Below are 18045 nucleotides of genomic sequence, written 5' to 3'. Positions count from 1 at the left end.
CTTCGGCCGGCTGTGGCCGCGGGCCTGGATGTCCGTGAGTGGCGTCGGCGGTTCGGCCGGGGCGCGGGGCTGCTGCGGGTGTTGTCGGGTCGGCTGGGTCGAGGGGATGGAAGGCGTGGGCAGTCGCTGACGGCTGCCGTCGACGTCGCGGGGCTGATGGGGGCGTTCTCGTGGACGGCCGGGCTGTGAGGGGTTGGGGCCTGCGTAGGTCGCTGACAGTCCCCCCGACGTCGTCTGGGATGCCGCGGGCGCTCTTCGGCCGGCTGTGGCCGCGGGCCTGGATGTCCGTGAGTGGCGTCGGCGGTTCGGCCGGGGCGCGGGGCTGCTGCGGGTGTTGTCGGGTCGGCAGGCTGGGCTGAGGGCTTCGGGGGCGTGGGGCTTGCGGGCGCTCTTTGGTCAGGTGCGCTGAAGGGACTGGAGCGCCTGCAGCTGCTCGAGGAACCATCGGGCCGGAGGCAGTGCGGTCGCGGCCTCCGTCAGCCTCTTGGCGCGCTCCCCCCGCTCCTCCGGGGCCATGGTCAGCGCCTCGTGGAGGGCGCGGGCGGTCTCCAGGACGTCGTACGGGTTCACCACGATGGCGTCCTCGCCCAGCTCCCAGTACGCCCCGGCCTCCCGTGACAGGACCAGCGCGCAGCCCTGGTCGGAGACGATCGGGACCTCCTTGGCGACCAGGTTCATGCCGTCCCGGACGGGGTTGACCAGGGCCACGTCGGCGAGGCGGTACGCGGCCAGGGAGCGGGCGAAGTCGTCCTTGACGTGCAGGACGACCGGGGTCCAGCCAGGGGTGCCGTACCGCTCGTTGATCTCGTGCGCGACCCGCTGCACCTCGGCCGTGTAGTCGCGGTAGACGGCGAGATCCTGGCGGGAGGGATAGGCGAACGCCACGTGCACGACCCGTTCGCGCCACTCGGGGCGGTCGTCGAGGAGCTGCTCGTAGGCGAGCAGACCGCGCACGATGTTCTTCGACAGCTCGGTGCGGTCGACGCGCACGATGGCCTTGCGGCCCTCGCCGATCTCCTCGCGGAGGGCGACGATGCGCTCCTCGACGTCGGTCTCGTGGGAGCGGGCGCGCAGGAAGTCGGCGTCGGCGCCGAGGCCGTGGACGCCGGTCTCCGTGCCGCCCAGGCCTCCCACGAACTCCGCGCAGCAGGCGGTGAACGCGTCCGCCCAGCGCCTGGTCAGGAAGCCGAGCCGGTCCGCGCCGAGCATGCCGCGCAGCAGTTGCGCGCGGATGTCGGTCGGGAGCAGCGCGAAGTAGTCCACCGGCGCCCACGGCGTGTGCGAGAAGTGGCTGATGCGCAGGTCGGGACGCAGCTCGCGGAGCATGCCGGGGACCAGACACAGGTGGTAGTCCTGCACGAGGACCGCCGCACCCTCCGCGGCCTCCTCGGCCAGCGCCTGCGCGAACGCGCGGTTGTACGTCTCGTACGACGCCCACTGGCGCCGGAACTCCGCGTCGAAGACCGGCTCCAGCGGGGTCTGGTACAGCAGGTGGTGGATGAACCAGAGCACGGAGTTGGCGATGCCGTTGTACGCGTCGGCGTGCACGTCGGCCGGGACGGCCAGCATGCGGACGCCGTCCTCGCCGATCCCGCGCCGCACCGCCTCGCGGTCGCCGTCGGTCAGCGCCGAACACACCCACAGGGCGCCCGCGTCCGGCCCGATCGCCGAAAGGCCCGAGACCAGTCCGCCGCCGCCCCGCTTGGCGTGCAGCGAACCGTCCTCGCGCACCTGGTAGGAGACCGGGCCGCGGTTGGACGCGACCAGCACCTGAGCACCCTCAGCAGCAGCACCACGCGTGGAAGCCATACGCCACAACCTAGCCCGGTCCGGAAACGCTCAAACGTACGGTTACGGTCCGTGGGCGGGCCTATCCAGCCAGATGGCGGGCGGGCCGGATGACGGGACCCCGGTCCGCTGTATACGGCGGCCCAGCGGCCCAGCGGCCCAGCGGCCCAGCCGCCCAGGCGGTCCCGGCCGTCTAGGCGACCTTGCGTTCCGCGTACTCCGCGATCTCCGCCATCGGCGGACGTTCCTCGGTGTCCACGGAGTAGGTGCGCGGCTCGAAGCCGTCCGCGCTCCGCTCGAACTGGGTCAGCGCGGGGCGGATCATGTGCCCGCGGGCCAGCCGGAGCTGCGCGGTGCGGTAGATCGCCGCCGCCATCCGTCCGAGCGCCTGCCCGTCCTGGTGGCGGTGCTTGCGCACGCCGACGTCGACCTGGGCGAGGGCGTCCAGGCCCACCAGGTGCAGGGCGTCGACCAGCATGCCCAGCTCCACGCCGTAGCCGACGGGGAACGGGAGCTGCTCCAGCAGGCTGCGGCGGGCCGCGTACTCGCCGCCGAGCGGCTGCACGAAGCCGGCCAGCTGCGGCCAGTGCATGTTGAGCAGCGGGCGGGCCATGAGTTCGGTGACCCGGCCGCCCTGGCCCGCGGTCTTGCCGGAGGCGAGCGAATGCAACTCGGTGCCGAGCGGGCGGTCGTACATGGCCTTGACGAGGTCCACGCCGGGGTCGGTGAGCAGCGGGCCCACGATCCCGGAGACGAAGTCGGAGGAGAACTCCTTGAGGTCGGCGTCGATGAAACAGACGATGTCCCCGGTCGTGACGAGCAGCGACCGCCACAGCACCTCGCCCTTGCCGGGCACGGCCGGTATCCGGGGCAGGATGTCGTCCCGGTGCACGACCCGTGCCCCGGCCGCCGCGGCGACCTCGGACGTACGGTCGGTGGAGCCCGAGTCGACGACGACGATCTCGTCCACCAGCGGGACCTGCCGCATCAGGTCGTGGCGGATGACCGCGACGATGTCGCCGACCGTCTCCTGCTCGTTCAGGGCGGGCAGCACCACGGAGACCGTCTGGCCCGAGGCACGTTTCGCGGCCAGGACGCGGTGCAGCGGGCGGTCGGTCACGGACCAGGAGCGGGTGGCCAGCCAGGCCTCAGCTTCTTTCAGCACGGTCTGCGGCTCCTCACTGTCGTGATCACACCTCGTGCACGTGGGGTGACGGTGTGATCCATCTCGCGGTTCGGACGTCTATCTCAACTGTCCTGGCCTTCGGTTACAGTCTTGAACAACGCGGATGACCATCGCATGTCCGAGATGGCCTTTCGTTCACCACCCACAACTTCATACCGCTCATCCAGAGGGGCAGAGGGATACGGCCCGATGAAGCCCCGGCAACCCTCCAGCTGGTCCTGTCACGTTGATGTGGCGAGGCTCCCGGCTCGGGAAGGTGCCAAATCCGTCTCACGGCGAAACGCGTCGTGAGGAAGATGAGGAAGGGCCTCGCCTCACATGGCTGCGCAGACAGATGTAAGCAACACGGTTGCAAGCACCACCGACTCCGTGGACCTCGGTCCCGCCGCGGCGCTCTCCTGCCGCGAGTGCGGACACCGCGTGCCTCTCGGCCCGGTCTTCGCCTGCCAGGAGTGTTTCGGCCCGCTGGAGATCGCGTACGACTTCTCGGCCTATGACACCGAGGAGCTCCGCAAGCGCATCGAAGCGGGCCCCGCCAACATCTGGCGCTACGCGCCCCTGCTGCCCGTCCCGGCCGACGTGGCGGACAAGCCGAACATCAACCCCGGCTGGACCAAGCTCGTCCAGGCCGACAACCTGGCCCGCGAGCTGGGTGTCGACCCCGGCAAGCTGTTCGTCAAGGACGACTCCGGCAACCCGACGCACTCCTTCAAGGACCGCGTCGTCGCCCAGGCCATCGAGGCCGCCCGCGCCTTCGGCTTCACGACTCTCTCCTGCTCCTCCACGGGCAACCTGGCCGGTGCCGTCGGCGCCGCCGCCGCCCGCGCCGGCTTCCGCTCCTGCGTGTTCATCCCGCACGACCTGGAGCAGGGCAAGGTCGTCATGGCCGCGATCTACGGCGGCGAGCTCGTCGGCATCGAGGGAAACTACGACGACGTGAACCGCTTCTGCTCCGAGCTGATCGGCGACCCGGCCGGCGAGGGCTGGGGCTTCGTCAACGTCAACCTGCGGCCGTACTACGCCGAGGGCTCCAAGACGCTGGCCTACGAGATCTGCGAGCAGCTCGGCTGGCGGCTGCCCGACCAGCTCGTCGTGCCGATCGCCTCCGGCTCACAGCTCACGAAGATCGACAAGGGGCTCCAGGAGCTGATCAAGCTGGGGCTCGTCGAGGACAGGCCGTACAAGATCTTCGGTGCGCAGGCCGAGGGCTGCTCGCCGGTGTCCGTCGCCTACAAGGCCGGCCACGACGTCGTGCGGCCGCAGAAGCCGAACACCATCGCCAAGTCCCTCGCCATCGGCAACCCGGCGGACGGGCCGTACGTCCTGGACATCGCGCGCCGCACCGGTGGCGCGGTGGAGGACGTGAACGACGAGCAGGTGGTCGACGCGATCAAGCTGCTGGCGCGGACCGAGGGCATCTTCGCCGAGACCGCCGGTGGCGTGACCGTCGGTGTGGCGAGGAAGCTGATCGAGAACGGTCTTCTCGACCCGACGAAGACGACGGTCGTGCTCAACACCGGGGACGGCCTCAAGACCCTCGACGCGGTGGCCGGCACCGGCCTCAGCGCCACCATCCGTCCGACCCTGGACTCCTTCCGAGAGGCTGGCCTCGCATGAGCGTGACCGTCCGCATCCCGACCATCCTGCGCACCTACACCGGTGGCAAGGCGGAGGTCCCGGCCGAGGGCGTGACCCTCGGCGAGATCATCGCCGACCTGGAGAAGAACCACACGGGCATCGCCGCCCGCGTCCTGGACGACCAGGGCAAGCTGCGCCGGTTCGTCAACGTGTACGTCAACGACGACGACGTCCGCTTCGAGAAGGGGCTGGACACGGCGACTCCCGACGGCGCCGGCGTCTCCATCATCCCGGCCGTGGCCGGTGGCTGACCGTTAGTCAGTACCCGCCGGTAGTAACCGTCGGTAACGGTAATTACCGAGCGTTCATTGAATTGCCCCCTCCGCGAGAGAAGCGGAGGGGGCAATTCAATGTGGTTGAGCGCGGTACAGTTGGGGAACGCGCCCGCCAATGCATGCCGGCCGCATATGAGTTCCGCTGGTGCAGGCGATGAGAAGCAGCCAAAGTGTGCATCTGTTTTGCGCCTTTCCTTCCCTTTGTGGGGCCCGACTTGCCCTGAATTCGGGCGAAACCTCACTCTTCTCCTGACCATTCGCGTCCGGAATTCTCGTCCGATTGACCTGTTGCAGACGGCAGTTGGACAGATACATTCAGCCGCGGTCGACGCGTTCCGGCGCACGCCCCCAACGAACTTGGGGGGTGAGGTCTGACCCGGATCCGCGAAGTGCGGATCTGTGCAAGGGCCAGTAATAGGGGAGTTAGGCATGGCTCAGGGCACCGTCAAGTGGTTCAACGCGGAGAAGGGGTACGGCTTCATCGCGGTCGACGGTGGTGCGGATGTTTTCGTCCACTACAGCGCGATCCAGATGGACGGATACCGCACCCTGGAAGAGGGCCAGCGGGTCGATTTCGAGATCTCGCAGGGTCAGAAGGGGCCGCAGGCGGACATGGTCCGGCTCGCGACCAGCTGAAGCACGCGCCGACTTGCAGCGACGTTCTTCTGTTCTGTTCGCGAAGGGCTCGCACCTCCAGGGGTGCGGGCCCTTCGTCATGTCCGGAGGGCGGGACGGGGTGGGGGCGGAGGGGCGTCGTTCACCTGCGGATCGGGGGTGCCCGCCGGCTCCCGCCCGTCACCCGACCGCCACCCCTGAACGAGCCCGCTCCGCGGGCGCACCTTGCACTCGGACGGGTCGAGTGCTAATCATTGGCGTTAGCACTCTGATGGTGAGAGTGACAACGAAGGACCGGGTCGGTGAGGCCCGCAGGCCAAGTGGGGCAAGGAACCACGGGGCAGGCGAGCCGTCCGTCGCGGGCGCGGGCGCGGTCCGAAGGAATCACCCCCAGTCCTGGAGGGACCACTTCACATGGCCAAGATCATCGCGTTCGACGAGGAGGCGCGGCGCGGCCTCGAGCGCGGCATGAACCAGCTCGCGGACGCCGTGAAGGTGACGCTCGGCCCCAAGGGCCGCAACGTCGTCCTCGAGAAGAAGTGGGGCGCCCCCACGATCACCAACGATGGTGTCTCCATCGCCAAGGAGATCGAGCTCGAGGACCCGTACGAGAAGATCGGCGCCGAGCTGGTCAAGGAAGTCGCCAAGAAGACGGACGACGTCGCCGGTGACGGTACGACCACCGCGACCGTTCTCGCCCAGGCGCTGGTCCGCGAGGGCCTGCGCAACGTGGCGGCCGGCGCCAACCCGATGGCTCTGAAGCGCGGCATCGAGAAGGCCGTCGAGGCCGTCTCCGGTGCCCTCCTCGAGCAGGCGAAGGATGTCGAGACCAAGGAGCAGATCGCTTCGACGGCCTCCATCTCCGCCGCCGACACCCAGATCGGCGAGCTCATCGCCGAGGCGATGGACAAGGTCGGCAAGGAAGGCGTCATCACGGTCGAGGAGTCGCAGACCTTCGGTCTCGAGCTCGAGCTCACCGAGGGCATGCGCTTCGACAAGGGCTACATCTCGGCGTACTTCGCGACCGACATGGAGCGTATGGAGGCCGTCCTCGACGACCCGTACATCCTGATCGCGAACTCCAAGATCGCCAACGTCAAGGACCTGCTCCCGCTCCTGGAGAAGGTCATGCAGTCGGGCAAGCCGCTGCTGATCATCGCCGAGGACGTCGAGGGCGAGGCCCTGTCGACCCTGGTCGTCAACAAGATCCGCGGCACCTTCAAGTCCGTCGCGGTCAAGGCCCCGGGCTTCGGCGACCGCCGCAAGGCGATGCTGAACGACATCGCCATCCTCACCGGTGGCGAGGTCATCTCCGAGGAGGTCGGTCTCAAGCTCGAGAACACCTCCCTGGACCTGCTCGGCAAGGCCCGCAAGGTCGTCATCACCAAGGACGAGACCACCATCGTCGACGGGTCCGGCTCCTCGGACCAGGTCGCGGGCCGGGTCAACCAGATCCGCGCCGAGATCGAGAACAGCGACTCGGACTACGACCGCGAGAAGCTCCAGGAGCGTCTGGCGAAGCTGGCCGGCGGCGTGGCCGTCATCAAGGCCGGCGCCGCCACCGAGGTGGAGCTCAAGGAGCGCAAGCACCGCATCGAGGACGCCGTTCGCAACGCGAAGGCGGCCGTCGAGGAGGGCATCGTCGCCGGTGGTGGCGTGGCCCTGCTCCAGGCCACCTCGGTCTTCGAGAAGCTCGACCTCGAGGGTGACGAGGCGACCGGCGCCAACGCCGTGAAGCTCGCCCTGGAGGCCCCGCTCAAGCAGATCGCCGTCAACGGTGGTCTCGAGGGTGGCGTCATCGTCGAGAAGGTGCGCAACCTGCCCGTCGGCCACGGCCTGAACGCCGCGACCGGTGAGTACGTCGACATGATCGCCGAGGGCATCATCGACCCGGCGAAGGTGACGCGTTCCGCGCTGCAGAACGCCGCGTCGATCGCCGCGCTGTTCCTCACCACCGAGGCCGTCATCGCCGACAAGCCGGAGAAGGCGGGCGCTGCCCCGGCCGGCGGCGGCATGCCGGGCGGTGACATGGACTTCTGAGCCTGATCGCTGATCAAGCTCGGTCTTCCTGTCGAGGGCGGTACTCCCTGCTGACGCGGGGGGTGCCGCCCTCGGTCGTTTCACGCCCGACCGTGGTGCCGGTGGGGTTGGGGGTGTCCGTGCTCGTGGTGGGAGGTGACCGCGGGCCGGCCCATGTGGTCGGGGTCGGCGGTCGGTCCGCGCCGGTGCGGCGGAACGGCAGGGTGAGGGTTCGGGTTCCGCGGCGTGGCCCGCATCACAGCGGTTGGGGGGGAGTCGGCGGAATGGCGGGGGAGGGCCGTGCGGTTGACGGCAGAGGGCGGTTCTTGCATGTGCACATACCGTCCAGAATGTCCCACCGTCCGATGCTTGACGGCTCTGCCGATGCCCACCGCGACCTCTCCGAGGAGTCCCCTGTCGTGACTGCCACTCCCGCCGCCTCCCGCGCCGCCGAGATTCTCGCGCGCCCCGTCTCCCTCAACGGCCTGACCGTCCCGAACCGCATCGCCATGGCGCCCATGACCCGCATGTTCTCGCCCGGCGGTGTCCCCGGCGAGGACGTGGCGTCGTACTACGGCCGCCGGGCCGCCGCGGGTGTCGGCCTGATCGTCACCGAGGGCACGTACGTCGGCCACGACTCGGCCGGGCAGAGCGACCGGGTGCCGCGGTTCCACGGCGAGGAGCAGCTGGCCGGGTGGGCGAAGGTCGCCGAGGCCGTGCACGCGGGCGGCGGGAAGATCGTGCCGCAGCTGTGGCACATCGGCATGGTGCGCAGCCAGGGTGAGCCGCCGGTGGCGGACGCCCCCGCCGTCGGCCCCTCCGGCGTGCGCCTGGACGGCACCGAGGGCACCGGCAAGGCGATGACCCAGCGCGACCTGGACGACGTCATCGGCGCGTTCGCCGAGGCCGCCGCGGCTGCCGAGCGCATCGGTTTCGACGGCGTGGAGATCCACGGCGCCCACGGTTACCTGGTCGACCAGTTCCTGTGGGCGGGCACCAACCGCCGCTCCGACGCCTACGGTGGCGACCCGGTCGCCCGCACCAGGTTCGCGGCGGAGATCGTCGCCGCCGTACGCCAGACGGTGTCGGCGGAGTTCCCGGTCATCTTCCGCTACTCGCAGTGGAAGCAGGAGGCCTACGACGCGCGCCTCGCCGAGACCCCCGAGGAGCTGGAGGCCATCCTCGCCCCGCTCGCCGCGGCCGGTGCCGACGCCTTCCACGCCTCCACCCGCCGCTACTGGGCCCCGGAGTTCGACGGCTCCGACCTCAACCTCGCGGGCTGGACGAAGAAGCTGACCGGGCGGCCCACCATCACCGTCGGCTCGGTCGGTCTCGACGGCGAGTTCCTCAACGCCTTCCAGGGCGTGGGGTCGGGGGTGAAGAACCTCGACGACCTTCTCGACCGGCTGGAGCGGGACGAGTTCGACATGGTGGCCGTCGGCCGTGCGCTGCTCCAGGACCCGGAGTGGGCGGCCAAGGTGCTGGCCGGCCGCCTCGACGAGCTGAAGCCGTACGACGCGGCGTCGCTGAAGACCCTCAGCTGAGGTCTGCTGAGCCGTCGGGTTGCTGAGCGGCTCTGTGCGGGTGGGGCGGGGAAGGAGGGAGACCTCCTTCCCCGCCCCCTCTCTTTCGTGCCTGGCGGGGCCTCGGGACTTAGCTTGCTTGACTCAATCAATCGCCGGCTCGTGAGCGAGGTCCGGCACCTCGTCCTGGTGTCCTGCGTCATCGGGGCCGGCGTCGGCTTCACCTACGGCGCCCTGCCCGCCCTGATCATGGGCGCGGTCGACCCGGCCCGGACCGGCTCGGCCAACAGCCCCAAGACCCTGATGCGGTCCCTGGGCACCAGCTTCGCCAGTGCCGTCGCCGGTGTGATCCTCGCCCGGATGACCACCGAGTACGGCGGTTTCACCCTGCCGGCCGAGGACGGCTTCAAGGTCGTCATGGCCATCGGCGCGGGTGTGGCCCTGGCGGCCTTCCGGCTCGCCACCTTCATCCCCGAGCGCGGGGCGGCCGTCATGGCGGCGGCCCCGGAGAGGCGCAGGAGGCCGTGCCCGTCAAGGTGTGACCAACTGCCCTGCCGAGGCGGCCGTCACCCACACGAGGGGCGTCGGCCGCTTTCGGCACTTTGCCCGAGCGCCGTCCGTTTCATGAACAGCCGCCGATCGACCGTCCGTTCCACGGAGCGACCACCGAAACAATCACCGAGCAATCACCGAGCAATCACCGGAGCAACCACCATCGACCGTCCGTTCCACGAACAGTCACCCAGTGGAGTGTCCCTTCCACGAACAGCCGCCCAGTGTGCTTTCCCTTCCACGAACAGCCGTCCGTTGACGGTCTGTTCCACGAGCAGCAGCCCACCGAGGAGTGACCGATGACGACAGCCGACGCCGAGCCCGTGGTCCGTACCGCCGCCGGAGCCGTCCGAGGACGCAGGGAGGACGGACTGGACGTCTTCCGCGGCATCCCCTTCGCCGCCCCTCCGGTCGGGCAGGCCCGCTTCCAGGCCCCGCTCCCGCCCCAGCAATGGGAAGGCGTCCGGGACGCGCACGCCTTCGGCCCGCCGCCCCCGCAGGAGCCCGGCATCCAGGGGCCCACGGGCGCGCTGGACGGACCCACCGGCGACGACTGGCTGACGGTGAACGTGTGGACACCGGACCCGGCGCCCGCCGAGGCCCGCCCCGTCATGGTGTGGATCTACGGCGGCGCCTACAAGCTCGGCCACGCGGGCAGCCCCGGCTACGACGCGCGGCACATCGCCCGCGCCGGTGACCTGGTCGTGGTCAGCTTCAACTACCGCGTCGGCATAGAGGGGTTCGCCCGGATGGAGGGCGCGCCCGCCAACCGGGGACTGCTCGACCAGGTCGCCGCCCTGGAATGGGTGCGGGACAACATCGCCGAGTTCGGCGGCGATCCCGGCCGGGTGACCGTCTTCGGGGAGTCGGCGGGCGCCGGTTCGGTGGCGGCGCTGCTGGCCATGCCCGCCGCGCGGGGGCTGTTCGGGCGGGCCATCGCGCAGAGCGTGCCCGGCACGTACTTCTCCGACGAGCTGGCCCGGGACCTCGCCGCCGCCATCGCCGCCGAGGCCGGACTGCGGCCCACGGCCGCCGACCTCGCCACGGTCGATCCGCGTGCGCTGACCGAGGCCGGGACGGCGCTCGCCGCGAAGATGGGCGAGCGCGTGGACCGGTGGGGGCAGGTCGCGCCCACGGTCACGCCGTTCTCACCCGTGGTCGACGGCGAGGTGCTGCCGGTCACGCCCTGGCAGGCGCTGGCGGCGGGCGCGGGCCGGGACGTGGAGCTGATCGTCGGACACAACGCGCAGGAGTACCGCCTGTTTGTGGCCCTGGCGGGCCTGCTGGGCGAGGTGACGGAGGAACAGGCGACGAGTGTGCTGCGGCTGTTCGGGCCCGGCGGCGGCGAGGCCGGTGAGCGGGCCTACCGGGAGGCCTGTCCGGACGCCGGACCGGGGGAGCTGTTCGAGCGGGTGCAGTCCGACTGGCTGTTCCGCATGCCGTCCCTGCACCTGGCGGAGGCACAGGTCGCGGGCGGCGGCCGGGCCCATGTCTACGAACTGACCTGGCCGGCCCCCGGCATGGGCGGCGCACTGGGAGCCTGCCACGGCCTCGACATACCCCTGCTGTTCGGCACCTACGACGCCGACCTCGGGAACCTGCTGTTCGCGGGCGCGGAGGTGACCGAGGAGGCGCGCACCCTGTCCGCCCGCATGCGCGCGTCCTGGACGGCGTTCGCCCGCACCGGCGAGCCGGGCTGGCCGGCCTACGACACGGGGAAGCGGCTGGTGCAGATCCTGGACGCGGAACCGCAGGTCCGCCCCTATCCGGACGAGACGGCACGCCTGCTGTGGGAGGGGCACGACTTCCCGCCGCTGCCGCTGCCGCTGCCGCTGCCGCTGCCCGACCGGGGCCCGGCCTAGATGTTGCCCATGGGCTCGATGTCGACCCTCACCGGGGTGCCCCAGACGCGCAGCACCTCGTAGTCGGTGAACTCGTGCACCAGGCGGTAGGCCATGGCGGGGCGAGAGCCCCGGCGCAGGGCCGCGAGGTACCGCTCGGCCTCCTGGCGGTCGCGCCTCGGGGTGCCGCACAGCTGCCATTCCTGGCCGGTCCACAGCTCCGGCAGCCAGCGCTGCTGGGGCTGCGGGCGCTCGCCCCGGCCGCCGTAGCGGGACGGGGCGGTGGGGTGCGGTGCCCGCGGGGCGGGTCCGTCGAACTCGGCGCGCCGGGCCGCCCGCCGCCGGGTCTCGCACAGCAGGCACAGGTCGGGGGCGGCCTCGTCCACGGGACCGTTCGGGTGCTCGGCACACCGGGTGCTGGGCACGGCCGAGGCGCCCTCCTCCAGGAGTTCCAGGGCGCGTCGCAGGTCCGATCTGACTTCGTGGAACTTGGCGTCCGGGGTGTCGGCGTTCAGAGCGTCCCCGTGCTCACCGAGCAGCCGCAGGGCACGCCCCAGGTGGGTGAGCTGGGCGTGGTTCATGACGAGCGTCTCCCTTTTCCGCGGCGGGCCTTCCTCCGGCCTGAGTGTCCGGCGGTGCGAACACCGCCGACTCAACCGTCGCACACCCCACCGACAAGGCCCCGTACGAGCCGCTCGCCAGGGGGACGGGGGATTCCTGCCTGCTCCCGGAAGAGAGCCAGGCTGCCTGCCTCAGCCGGATCGCGAAGGTGCCGGGCTGCCGGACGGGTCCTGGGCGGGGCGGCCGGAGCCGGCGGCCACCATGACGCGGTCGGTGACGCCGAAGACGTAGGTGGTGGCGAAGCCGACCGCGTACCCGGTCAGCAGCCCGCCCGCGTAGATCGCGAGCAGGGCGCTCCAGCCCCGGTTGCCGGCCAGCAGCGGGAACAGGGCCCAGCCGGACGGGCCGATGGCCGTCGCGCCGACCTGGTCGCCGAGCATCGCGAAGAAGCCCACGAAGGCCCCGCCGGCCGCCCCGCCCACGCAGGCCGTGAGGAAGGGGCGGCCCAGCGGGAGGGAGACGCCGTAGATGAGGGGTTCGCCGACGCCCAGCAGGCCCGCCGGGAGCGCCGACCTGATCGTCGTGCGCAGCGAGGTGTCGTGGCGCAGCCGGACGTAGACCGCGAGGGCCGCGCCGACCTGGCCCGCGCCCGCCATCGCCAGGATGGGCAGCAGCACGGTGTGGCCCTGCTGTTCGATGAGCGTGGTGTGGATGGGGATGAGGGCCTGGTGCAGGCCCAGCATCACCAGGGGCAGGAACAGTCCGCCGAGGACCAGGCCGGCGAAGGCGCCCGTCGTCGACAGCAGCCGGTCCGCCGCCGTGCCGATCGCCGTCGACACGGCACCGGCCGCCCACATCAGGCCGTACAGCGTGGCCAGGCCGGCGACGAGGACCGTCAGGGTGGGGGTCAGCAGCACGTCGAGGGCTGCCGGGACCCGGCCCCGGCACCACTTCTCCACGTACGCCGCCAGCAGTGCCGCCGCCAGTGCGCCGAGCACCCCGCCCTGGCCGGGGGCGAGGGTCACCCCGAACGCGGTGACCTTCGCGACGCCCGGATAGACCACGATCGCCGCCACCGCCCCGCCCAGCACGGGCGTGCCGCCGAACTCCTTGGCGGTGTTGACGCCGACGAACACCGCGATCAGCGCCATGAACCCGGAGGCCACGGCGGCCAGCGCGGGCGTCAGCGACGTCAGCAGACCGGCGTTGACCAGCAGCCCGTTGAGGCCCGCGAGGATCCCGCAGCCGATGAGGGCGGGGATGAGGGGGACGAAGACGGCGGCGAGGCGGCGCAGGGCGGTCTTGACCGGGGTGGCGTTGCGCCGCTGCCGCTCGCCCTTCAAGTCGGCGCCCAGCGCGGCGAGTCCCTCGGCCGCCGTCGGCCGGCCGCCGACTGTGGCGTCCACCAGCTCCTCGAACGCGACTGTCACCGGTCCGACGATCCCCGGCCCGAGCACCACCTGGTACGACCCGCCGTCCACGACGAGGCCCAGCACCCCGGGGACGGCCCGCAGCGCCTCCTCGTCCGCCCGTGACGGATCGGCGAGGGCCAGCCGGAGCCGGGTCATGCAGTGGGCGACGGAGAGAATGTTCGCGGGGCCGCCGACCAGGGGCAGGAGCGCGGCGGCGGTGGCATGGGAATCGGTAGGCACCTGCTGAGCGTGCGGCTCAGGGGCGCGCGGCGGCGAGCGCGGCACGCAGGTGACCGCCGGACTCCTCCAGAAGGCGGGTGGCCGACGGCCCGTCGACCCCGGCGAGCAGTACGAGGATCGCGTGCTTCACCTCACCGCCGGTGGCCGTGAGGGCCTCCTCGACCTCCTCGTCGTCCGCGCCCGTCGCAAGGGAGACGATCCGCCGTGAGCGGGCCCGCAGTTTCTCGTTCGAGGCCCGGACGTCGACCATCAGGTTCCCGTACGTCTTGCCCAGCCGGATCATCGTGATCGTCGACAGCATGTTCAGCACCAGCTTCTGCGCGGTGCCCGCCTTCAGGCGTGTCGACCCGGTGAGCAGCTCGGGCCCGACGACGACCTCGATGCCGTGCTCGGCCGCCGCAGCCAGCGCACTGTCCCCGTTGCAGGCCAGCCCGACGGTCAGGGCACCGAGCGAGCGCGCGTACTCGACCGCGCCGACCGCGTAGGGCGTGCGCCCCGAGGCGGAGATCCCGACCACCGTGTCCTCGGCGGTCAGCGCGAGGGCGGCCAGGTCCGCCCGTGCCAGCTCCCGCGAGTCCTCGGCACCCTCGACGGAGGTCACCATCGCCCGCGGCCCGCCCGCGATGAGCCCGACGACCTGGCCGGGGGCCGTGTCGAAGGTCGGCGGGCACTCGGAGGCGTCGAGCACCCCGAGCCGTCCTGCCGTCCCCGCCCCGGCGTACACCAGCCGTCCGCCGCGCCCCATCCGCGCGGCGATCGCGTCGACGGCCCCGGCGATCTCGGGCAACCGCGCGGCCACGGCCCCGGCCACGCCGGCGTCCTCCCCGTTCATGAGCCGGGCGACGTCGAGGGTGGGCAGCCGGTCGATCTCGGCGAGTTCCGGGCGGAAGGCTTCGGTGGTGAGCGAACCGAGCTGGGCGAGCAGTTCGTCGGGGCGGGGGGTGGAGGTCATGGCAGACGGCTCTTTCTTTCCCACGTAGGTCGGCCGGAGTACTCCTACGGTCTACCGGTGCCGATGGGCCAGGGCCTCGTACGACGCGGCCAGCGCCGGCGCGGCGGTGTCGTAGGTCCGCTGGGCCACCCCCACGAACAGGCAGTCCACCACCAGCAGCTGACCGGTCCGTGAGGACATGGCCGCCGGCCGCAGCTCGCTCTCGCGTGCCGTGGACGTCGTCAGCACGAGGTCGGCGTACTGCGCGACCGCGCCGCCGGGCCGCCCGGTGACGGCGACGGTCGTGGCGCCCCGCTCGAAGGCGACCCGCAGGGGTTCGATGACGTCCCGTGTCGACCCGGAGTGCGTGATGGCGATCGCCACGTCGCCCGCCCGCAACTGCACCGCGTTCGTCACCGCGAGGTGCGGGTCGCTGTGGGCGTGGGCCATGAGCCCTATCCGCAGCAGTTTCTGCACGAGGTCCTGGGCGACGAGCCCGGACGCCCCGACGCCGTAGACGTCGGTCCTGCGTGCGCCTGCCAGCGCCGCCACCGCCGCGCCGAGCTGCACGGTGTCGAGACCGGCGGCGGTGTCGGCGAGGGTCTGCCGCTCGTCGTGGGCGAGTTTGGCGACGACGTCCGCGATCGGATCGTCGACGGCGATGTCGGTGGTGATGGCGGGCGCGCGGCCGGACTGCTGCTGGGCCGCGAGTCCGGCGAGGGCGAGCCGCAGGTCGCGGTAGCCGCCGTAACCGAGGAGGCGGGCGGTGCGCACGACGGTGGCCTCGCTGGTGCCGGTGCGTTCCGCGAGGCGCGTGACGGTGAGCGCCGCGCAGCCCGCGGGGTCGCCCGCGACGGTCTCGGCGACGCGTTGCATCGAGCGCGTCATGGAGGGGGCGAGCGCGCGGACCCTGGCGGCGAGGGCGCCACCGAAAATTTCCTTCACGTCCTGGGGCACCCATGAAAGGTATTTTCGGCGCGGTGTCACGGTCAAGAGTGCGCACAATGGGTGCATGGACCCCTCCCACAACCCCTCGCACACGCCTTCCCCCACACCCGTCAGCGCACTGGAACAGGCGCTGCACGCCGCGCGGGCCCTCGTCCTCGCCGACCTGGCCTCGGGCGAGGTGGCCGCGGCGGACGTCGTGTCCATGGTCGAGGAGTCCGTGGCGCAGCGGCGCTGGTGGGTCGAGCAGTGGCCGGACGGTGTGACCTTCGTGGCCGGCCTGGTGGCGCAGGACGTGCAGGACGCCCTGCTGGAGCGGTACGGCCGCTGGCCGATCTGCCCGGTGTGCGGCTCGGGCGACCCGCACGCCCTGGAGATCGAGCCCGAACTCGGGCCCGACCCGCACTGGGTGTGTCACAAGGCGGGCGTGAAGGTCGCCGCGGTCGGTTCGCTGGGGGCGGCCTCCGGCGGGGCGGGCCCCTCGTGAGGCGCGCGTGACGCTCTACATCGACCCGCCGGACTGGCCGGGTCACGGACGGATGTGGTCCCACCTCGTCAGCGACGTCTCCTTCGAGGAACTGCACGACTTCGCCGACGAGTTGGGCGTGCCCCGGCGCGCGTTCGAACGCGATCACTACGACATTCCCTCGCACCGGTACCAGGAGGTGGTCGAGGCCGGGGCGGTGGAGGTCAGGAGCCGCGAGGTGGTGCGGCTCCTGACGGCGGCGGGACTACGACGCCCGAAGGGGCGACGCCGGCCGTAGGCCCCGCCGGGCGGGCGTCACCCCCGGCGTGTGTAGAGCCGTGGCGAGGCGTCCTCCAGGAAGGGCTCGGCCGCCACGTCGGCCCGGACGAACCCGGCGCGCGTCAGGACGCCTTGCGAGGGGGTGTTCGCCTCCGCCACGGCCGCGTACAGCAGGTGGACGTCCTCGTGGGCGAGCGTCCGGTCCGCGAGGGCGGTCAGCGCCTCGGTCGCGTAGCCGTGGCCCCGGGCCGGTTCCACGAGGTCGTAGCCGATCTCGGCGCGGCCCTCCTCGTCGGGCATCCCGTGCAGGTTCAGGCTGCCGACGGCCCGGCCGTCCTCCCGACGGACGAGCACGAACGCGCCGAACTCGGGCCGGTGCACCCCGCCTTCGTAGGCCTTGAGCAGGCCGGCGGCGACATCCCGGGTGCCCTCGAAGGGGGCGTCGCCGAGCCATACGAAGCCGCCGTCGCCGCCCGCGACCAGGTCGGCGGCGGCCGCCGGGGTGAGGCCTTCGAGGGTGAGCCGCCCGGTCTGCAGGACCAGGTTGTTGTTCCAGCGCCATGCGGTGACCGGGGCACGGCCGGGCAGATCGCCGCGGCCGGTGGCCCACAGCAGCGTCGGCCAGGGGTCGGGGCCGGGCCGCACGTGCGGGAAGATCCGGGTGAGGACGGACTCGCACAGCTCGGCGGGCGGCTCGTACGCCAGGCCCAGGCCCTCGGCGATGTCATGGGTGTGCAGGAGCACCTCGGCGATGCCCATCGCGGCGAAGCCCTCGCGGTTCGCGCTGCGGAACGGGTACGGGTGGAAGGCGCGCACCCGTGGCGGGGTGGTGCGGACGGTGGCGGTGAGCAGCGCGCCGGTGGTCTCGATGACGTCCAGGACCCCCGCATGGTCGGTGCCCTCCTCGAAACCGATCTCGAAGGGGACGTACGCCGTCTGCGCGCGGCCCGCCAGCTGCCCGGCGTAGGCGATGAGATCGCCCGCCATGTGCTCCGCCGTCCGTCGGCAGGACCAGTCCAGCCGGCCGGCCTTCACGCCGGTCCAGTCCCTGTCGGTCACCGTCCGCAGCAGTTCCACGCTGCTCGCGACGGCCTCCGTCACCTGATCCCCGCCCCATGCGCGCATGCCGTGCAGCGTAGGCGGGCGCGGGGCTCAGACCGAGAGCAGGTCCAGTTCCGCGCGCATGTTGTAGCGGGCGGTCGCCTCCCACTCCTTCGCCCCGTGCGGGGTGCGGAACAGGCGGGGCAGGCCGAGGAGTTGGTGCAGTACGGCGGCCCTGCCCTCGCGGAAGACGTCGTTGGGGACGAAGTGGTACTCCTCGCGGACCCCGGCCGCGTAGGCGGCGTACGCCGACGGGGGCGCGGCGAGGATCGCGAGGTCGGCGTCGCACAGCACCTGGCCGTCACGATCGTCGTCGGCGGGGTCGTGGGAGACGGTGAGCCGGACCAGGCGGGCCACCTCGGCGGTCTTCGCGTCCGGCAGTCCGGCCTCGGGCAGGGCGCGCTCGGCGAGGCGGGCGGAGCGGTCCTCGTTCTCGGAGCGGTCGGGCAGGTACACGGCGTCGTGGAACCAGGCGGCCAGCCGGACGACGTCGGGGTCGTCGGCGTACTCCTGGAGCGTGTCGATCCGGTCGAGGACCGCGGTGAGGTGGGTGACCGTGTGGTAGCGGCGCTGCGGCTCCTGCCAGCGCCGCTACCACACGGTCACCCACCTCACCGCGGTCCTCGACCGGATCGACACGCTCCAGGAGCAGTCTCTTATACACAACTCAGAG

16 protein-coding genes, 2 pseudogenes and 1 riboswitch are annotated in these 18045 nt (G+C 71.7%); of the genes and pseudogenes, 10 read left to right on the top strand and 8 right to left on the bottom strand.

Features of this window, described 5'->3' with window-relative positions:
• Nucleotides 1-189: hypothetical protein (locus tag P1P75_RS29430; protein ID WP_319260998.1), on the top strand; the 189-nt coding region annotated here is incomplete at its 5' end.
• Nucleotides 190-396: 207 nt separating this feature from the next.
• On the opposite strand, the gene P1P75_RS29425 is transcribed toward P1P75_RS29430, so the two are convergent.
• Nucleotides 397-1809, bottom strand: a complete 1413-nt coding sequence (locus tag P1P75_RS29425) for a trehalose-6-phosphate synthase (protein ID WP_319260995.1) — start codon at nt 1807-1809, stop codon at nt 397-399.
• A 172-nt stretch (nt 1810-1981) separates the two neighbouring features.
• Nucleotides 1982-2953, bottom strand: coding sequence for a glucosyl-3-phosphoglycerate synthase (locus P1P75_RS29420; protein ID WP_319260993.1), 972 nt, complete (start codon nt 2951-2953; stop codon nt 1982-1984).
• A gap of 177 nt (nt 2954-3130) precedes the next feature.
• Nucleotides 3131-3277, top strand: a riboswitch (SAM riboswitch).
• A gap of 15 nt (nt 3278-3292) precedes the next feature.
• Here P1P75_RS29420 and thrC point away from each other — a divergent pair.
• The 7 genes and pseudogenes from thrC to P1P75_RS29385 all read left to right on the top strand — a co-directional run bounded on the left by thrC (nt 3293) and on the right by P1P75_RS29385 (nt 11458).
• Nucleotides 3293-4591: a threonine synthase gene (thrC, locus tag P1P75_RS29415; RefSeq protein ID WP_319260990.1), complete on the top strand. Its 1299-nt coding sequence runs from the start codon at nt 3293-3295 to the stop codon at nt 4589-4591.
• The gene (locus P1P75_RS29410; protein WP_319260988.1) at nt 4588-4863 is read left to right on the top strand and encodes a MoaD/ThiS family protein; all 276 of its coding nucleotides are present in this window, start codon (nt 4588-4590) and stop codon (nt 4861-4863) included. Before thrC ends, P1P75_RS29410 begins: the two co-directional genes overlap by 4 nt.
• A 453-nt stretch (nt 4864-5316) precedes the next feature.
• Nucleotides 5317-5523 carry a cold-shock protein gene (locus P1P75_RS29405; protein ID WP_019057200.1) on the top strand — a complete coding sequence of 69 codons (207 nt, stop codon included), beginning with the start codon at nt 5317-5319 and terminating at the stop codon, nt 5521-5523.
• Nucleotides 5524-5916: 393 nt separating this feature from the next.
• Nucleotides 5917-7542 (top strand): chaperonin GroEL, encoded by a 1626-nt coding sequence (groL, locus tag P1P75_RS29400; RefSeq protein WP_086766311.1) that lies wholly within the window; start codon nt 5917-5919, stop codon nt 7540-7542.
• Nucleotides 7543-7886: 344 nt separating this feature from the next.
• A complete protein-coding gene (locus P1P75_RS29395; protein WP_319260986.1) occupies nt 7887-9065 on the top strand; it encodes an NADH:flavin oxidoreductase in 1179 nt (392 codons plus the stop codon).
• 138 nt (nt 9066-9203) lie between these two features.
• A pseudogene (locus P1P75_RS29390) lies at nt 9204-9530 on the top strand (MFS transporter); the annotation flags it as partial.
• A 365-nt stretch (nt 9531-9895) separates the two neighbouring features.
• A complete protein-coding gene (locus P1P75_RS29385) occupies nt 9896-11458 on the top strand; it encodes a carboxylesterase family protein (RefSeq protein WP_319260983.1) in 1563 nt (520 codons plus the stop codon).
• On the opposite strand, the gene P1P75_RS29380 is transcribed toward P1P75_RS29385, so the two are convergent.
• The 4 genes from P1P75_RS29380 to P1P75_RS29365 form a co-directional block, all read right to left on the bottom strand.
• On the bottom strand, nt 11455-12018 hold the full coding sequence (locus P1P75_RS29380) for a hypothetical protein (protein ID WP_319260981.1): 564 nt from the start codon (nt 12016-12018) through the stop codon (nt 11455-11457). The two genes, P1P75_RS29385 and P1P75_RS29380, sit on opposite strands and share 4 nt — an antisense overlap.
• A gap of 171 nt (nt 12019-12189) precedes the next feature.
• The gene (locus P1P75_RS29375; RefSeq protein ID WP_319260978.1) at nt 12190-13650 is read right to left on the bottom strand and encodes a PTS transporter subunit EIIC; all 1461 of its coding nucleotides are present in this window, start codon (nt 13648-13650) and stop codon (nt 12190-12192) included.
• Nucleotides 13651-13666: 16 nt separating this feature from the next.
• Entirely contained in the window at nt 13667-14602 is a 936-nt protein-coding gene (gene murQ, locus P1P75_RS29370; RefSeq protein WP_319260975.1) for an N-acetylmuramic acid 6-phosphate etherase, read from the bottom strand.
• Nucleotides 14603-14653: 51 nt separating this feature from the next.
• Nucleotides 14654-15469 carry a MurR/RpiR family transcriptional regulator gene (locus P1P75_RS29365; RefSeq protein ID WP_319261001.1) on the bottom strand — a complete coding sequence of 272 codons (816 nt, stop codon included), beginning with the start codon at nt 15467-15469 and terminating at the stop codon, nt 14654-14656.
• 124 nt (nt 15470-15593) lie between these two features.
• Here P1P75_RS29365 and P1P75_RS29360 point away from each other — a divergent pair, with 124 nt between their 5' ends.
• Together P1P75_RS29360 and P1P75_RS29355 are read left to right on the top strand one after the other, a co-directional pair.
• Nucleotides 15594-16013, top strand: a complete 420-nt coding sequence (locus P1P75_RS29360) for a hypothetical protein (RefSeq protein WP_319260973.1) — start codon at nt 15594-15596, stop codon at nt 16011-16013.
• Nucleotides 16014-16020: 7 nt separating this feature from the next.
• Complete coding sequence (locus P1P75_RS29355) at nt 16021-16290, top strand: DUF4031 domain-containing protein (protein ID WP_319260970.1); 270 nt, start codon at nt 16021-16023, stop codon at nt 16288-16290.
• 17 nt (nt 16291-16307) lie between these two features.
• On the opposite strand, the gene P1P75_RS29350 is transcribed toward P1P75_RS29355, so the two are convergent.
• Nucleotides 16308-17396 (bottom strand): GNAT family N-acetyltransferase, encoded by a 1089-nt coding sequence (locus P1P75_RS29350; protein WP_319260968.1) that lies wholly within the window; start codon nt 17394-17396, stop codon nt 16308-16310.
• A gap of 27 nt (nt 17397-17423) precedes the next feature.
• Nucleotides 17424-17960: pseudogene (locus P1P75_RS29345) on the bottom strand (hypothetical protein); the annotation flags it as partial.
• Between the last annotated feature and the right edge of the window lie 85 nt (nt 17961-18045).

It is taken from the genome of Streptomyces sp. ID05-39B (assembly GCF_033794725.1).
Taxonomy (GTDB): Bacteria; Actinomycetota; Actinomycetes; order Streptomycetales; family Streptomycetaceae; genus Streptomyces; species Streptomyces bobili.
This window is presented reverse-complemented; position numbering and strand designations above follow the sequence as displayed.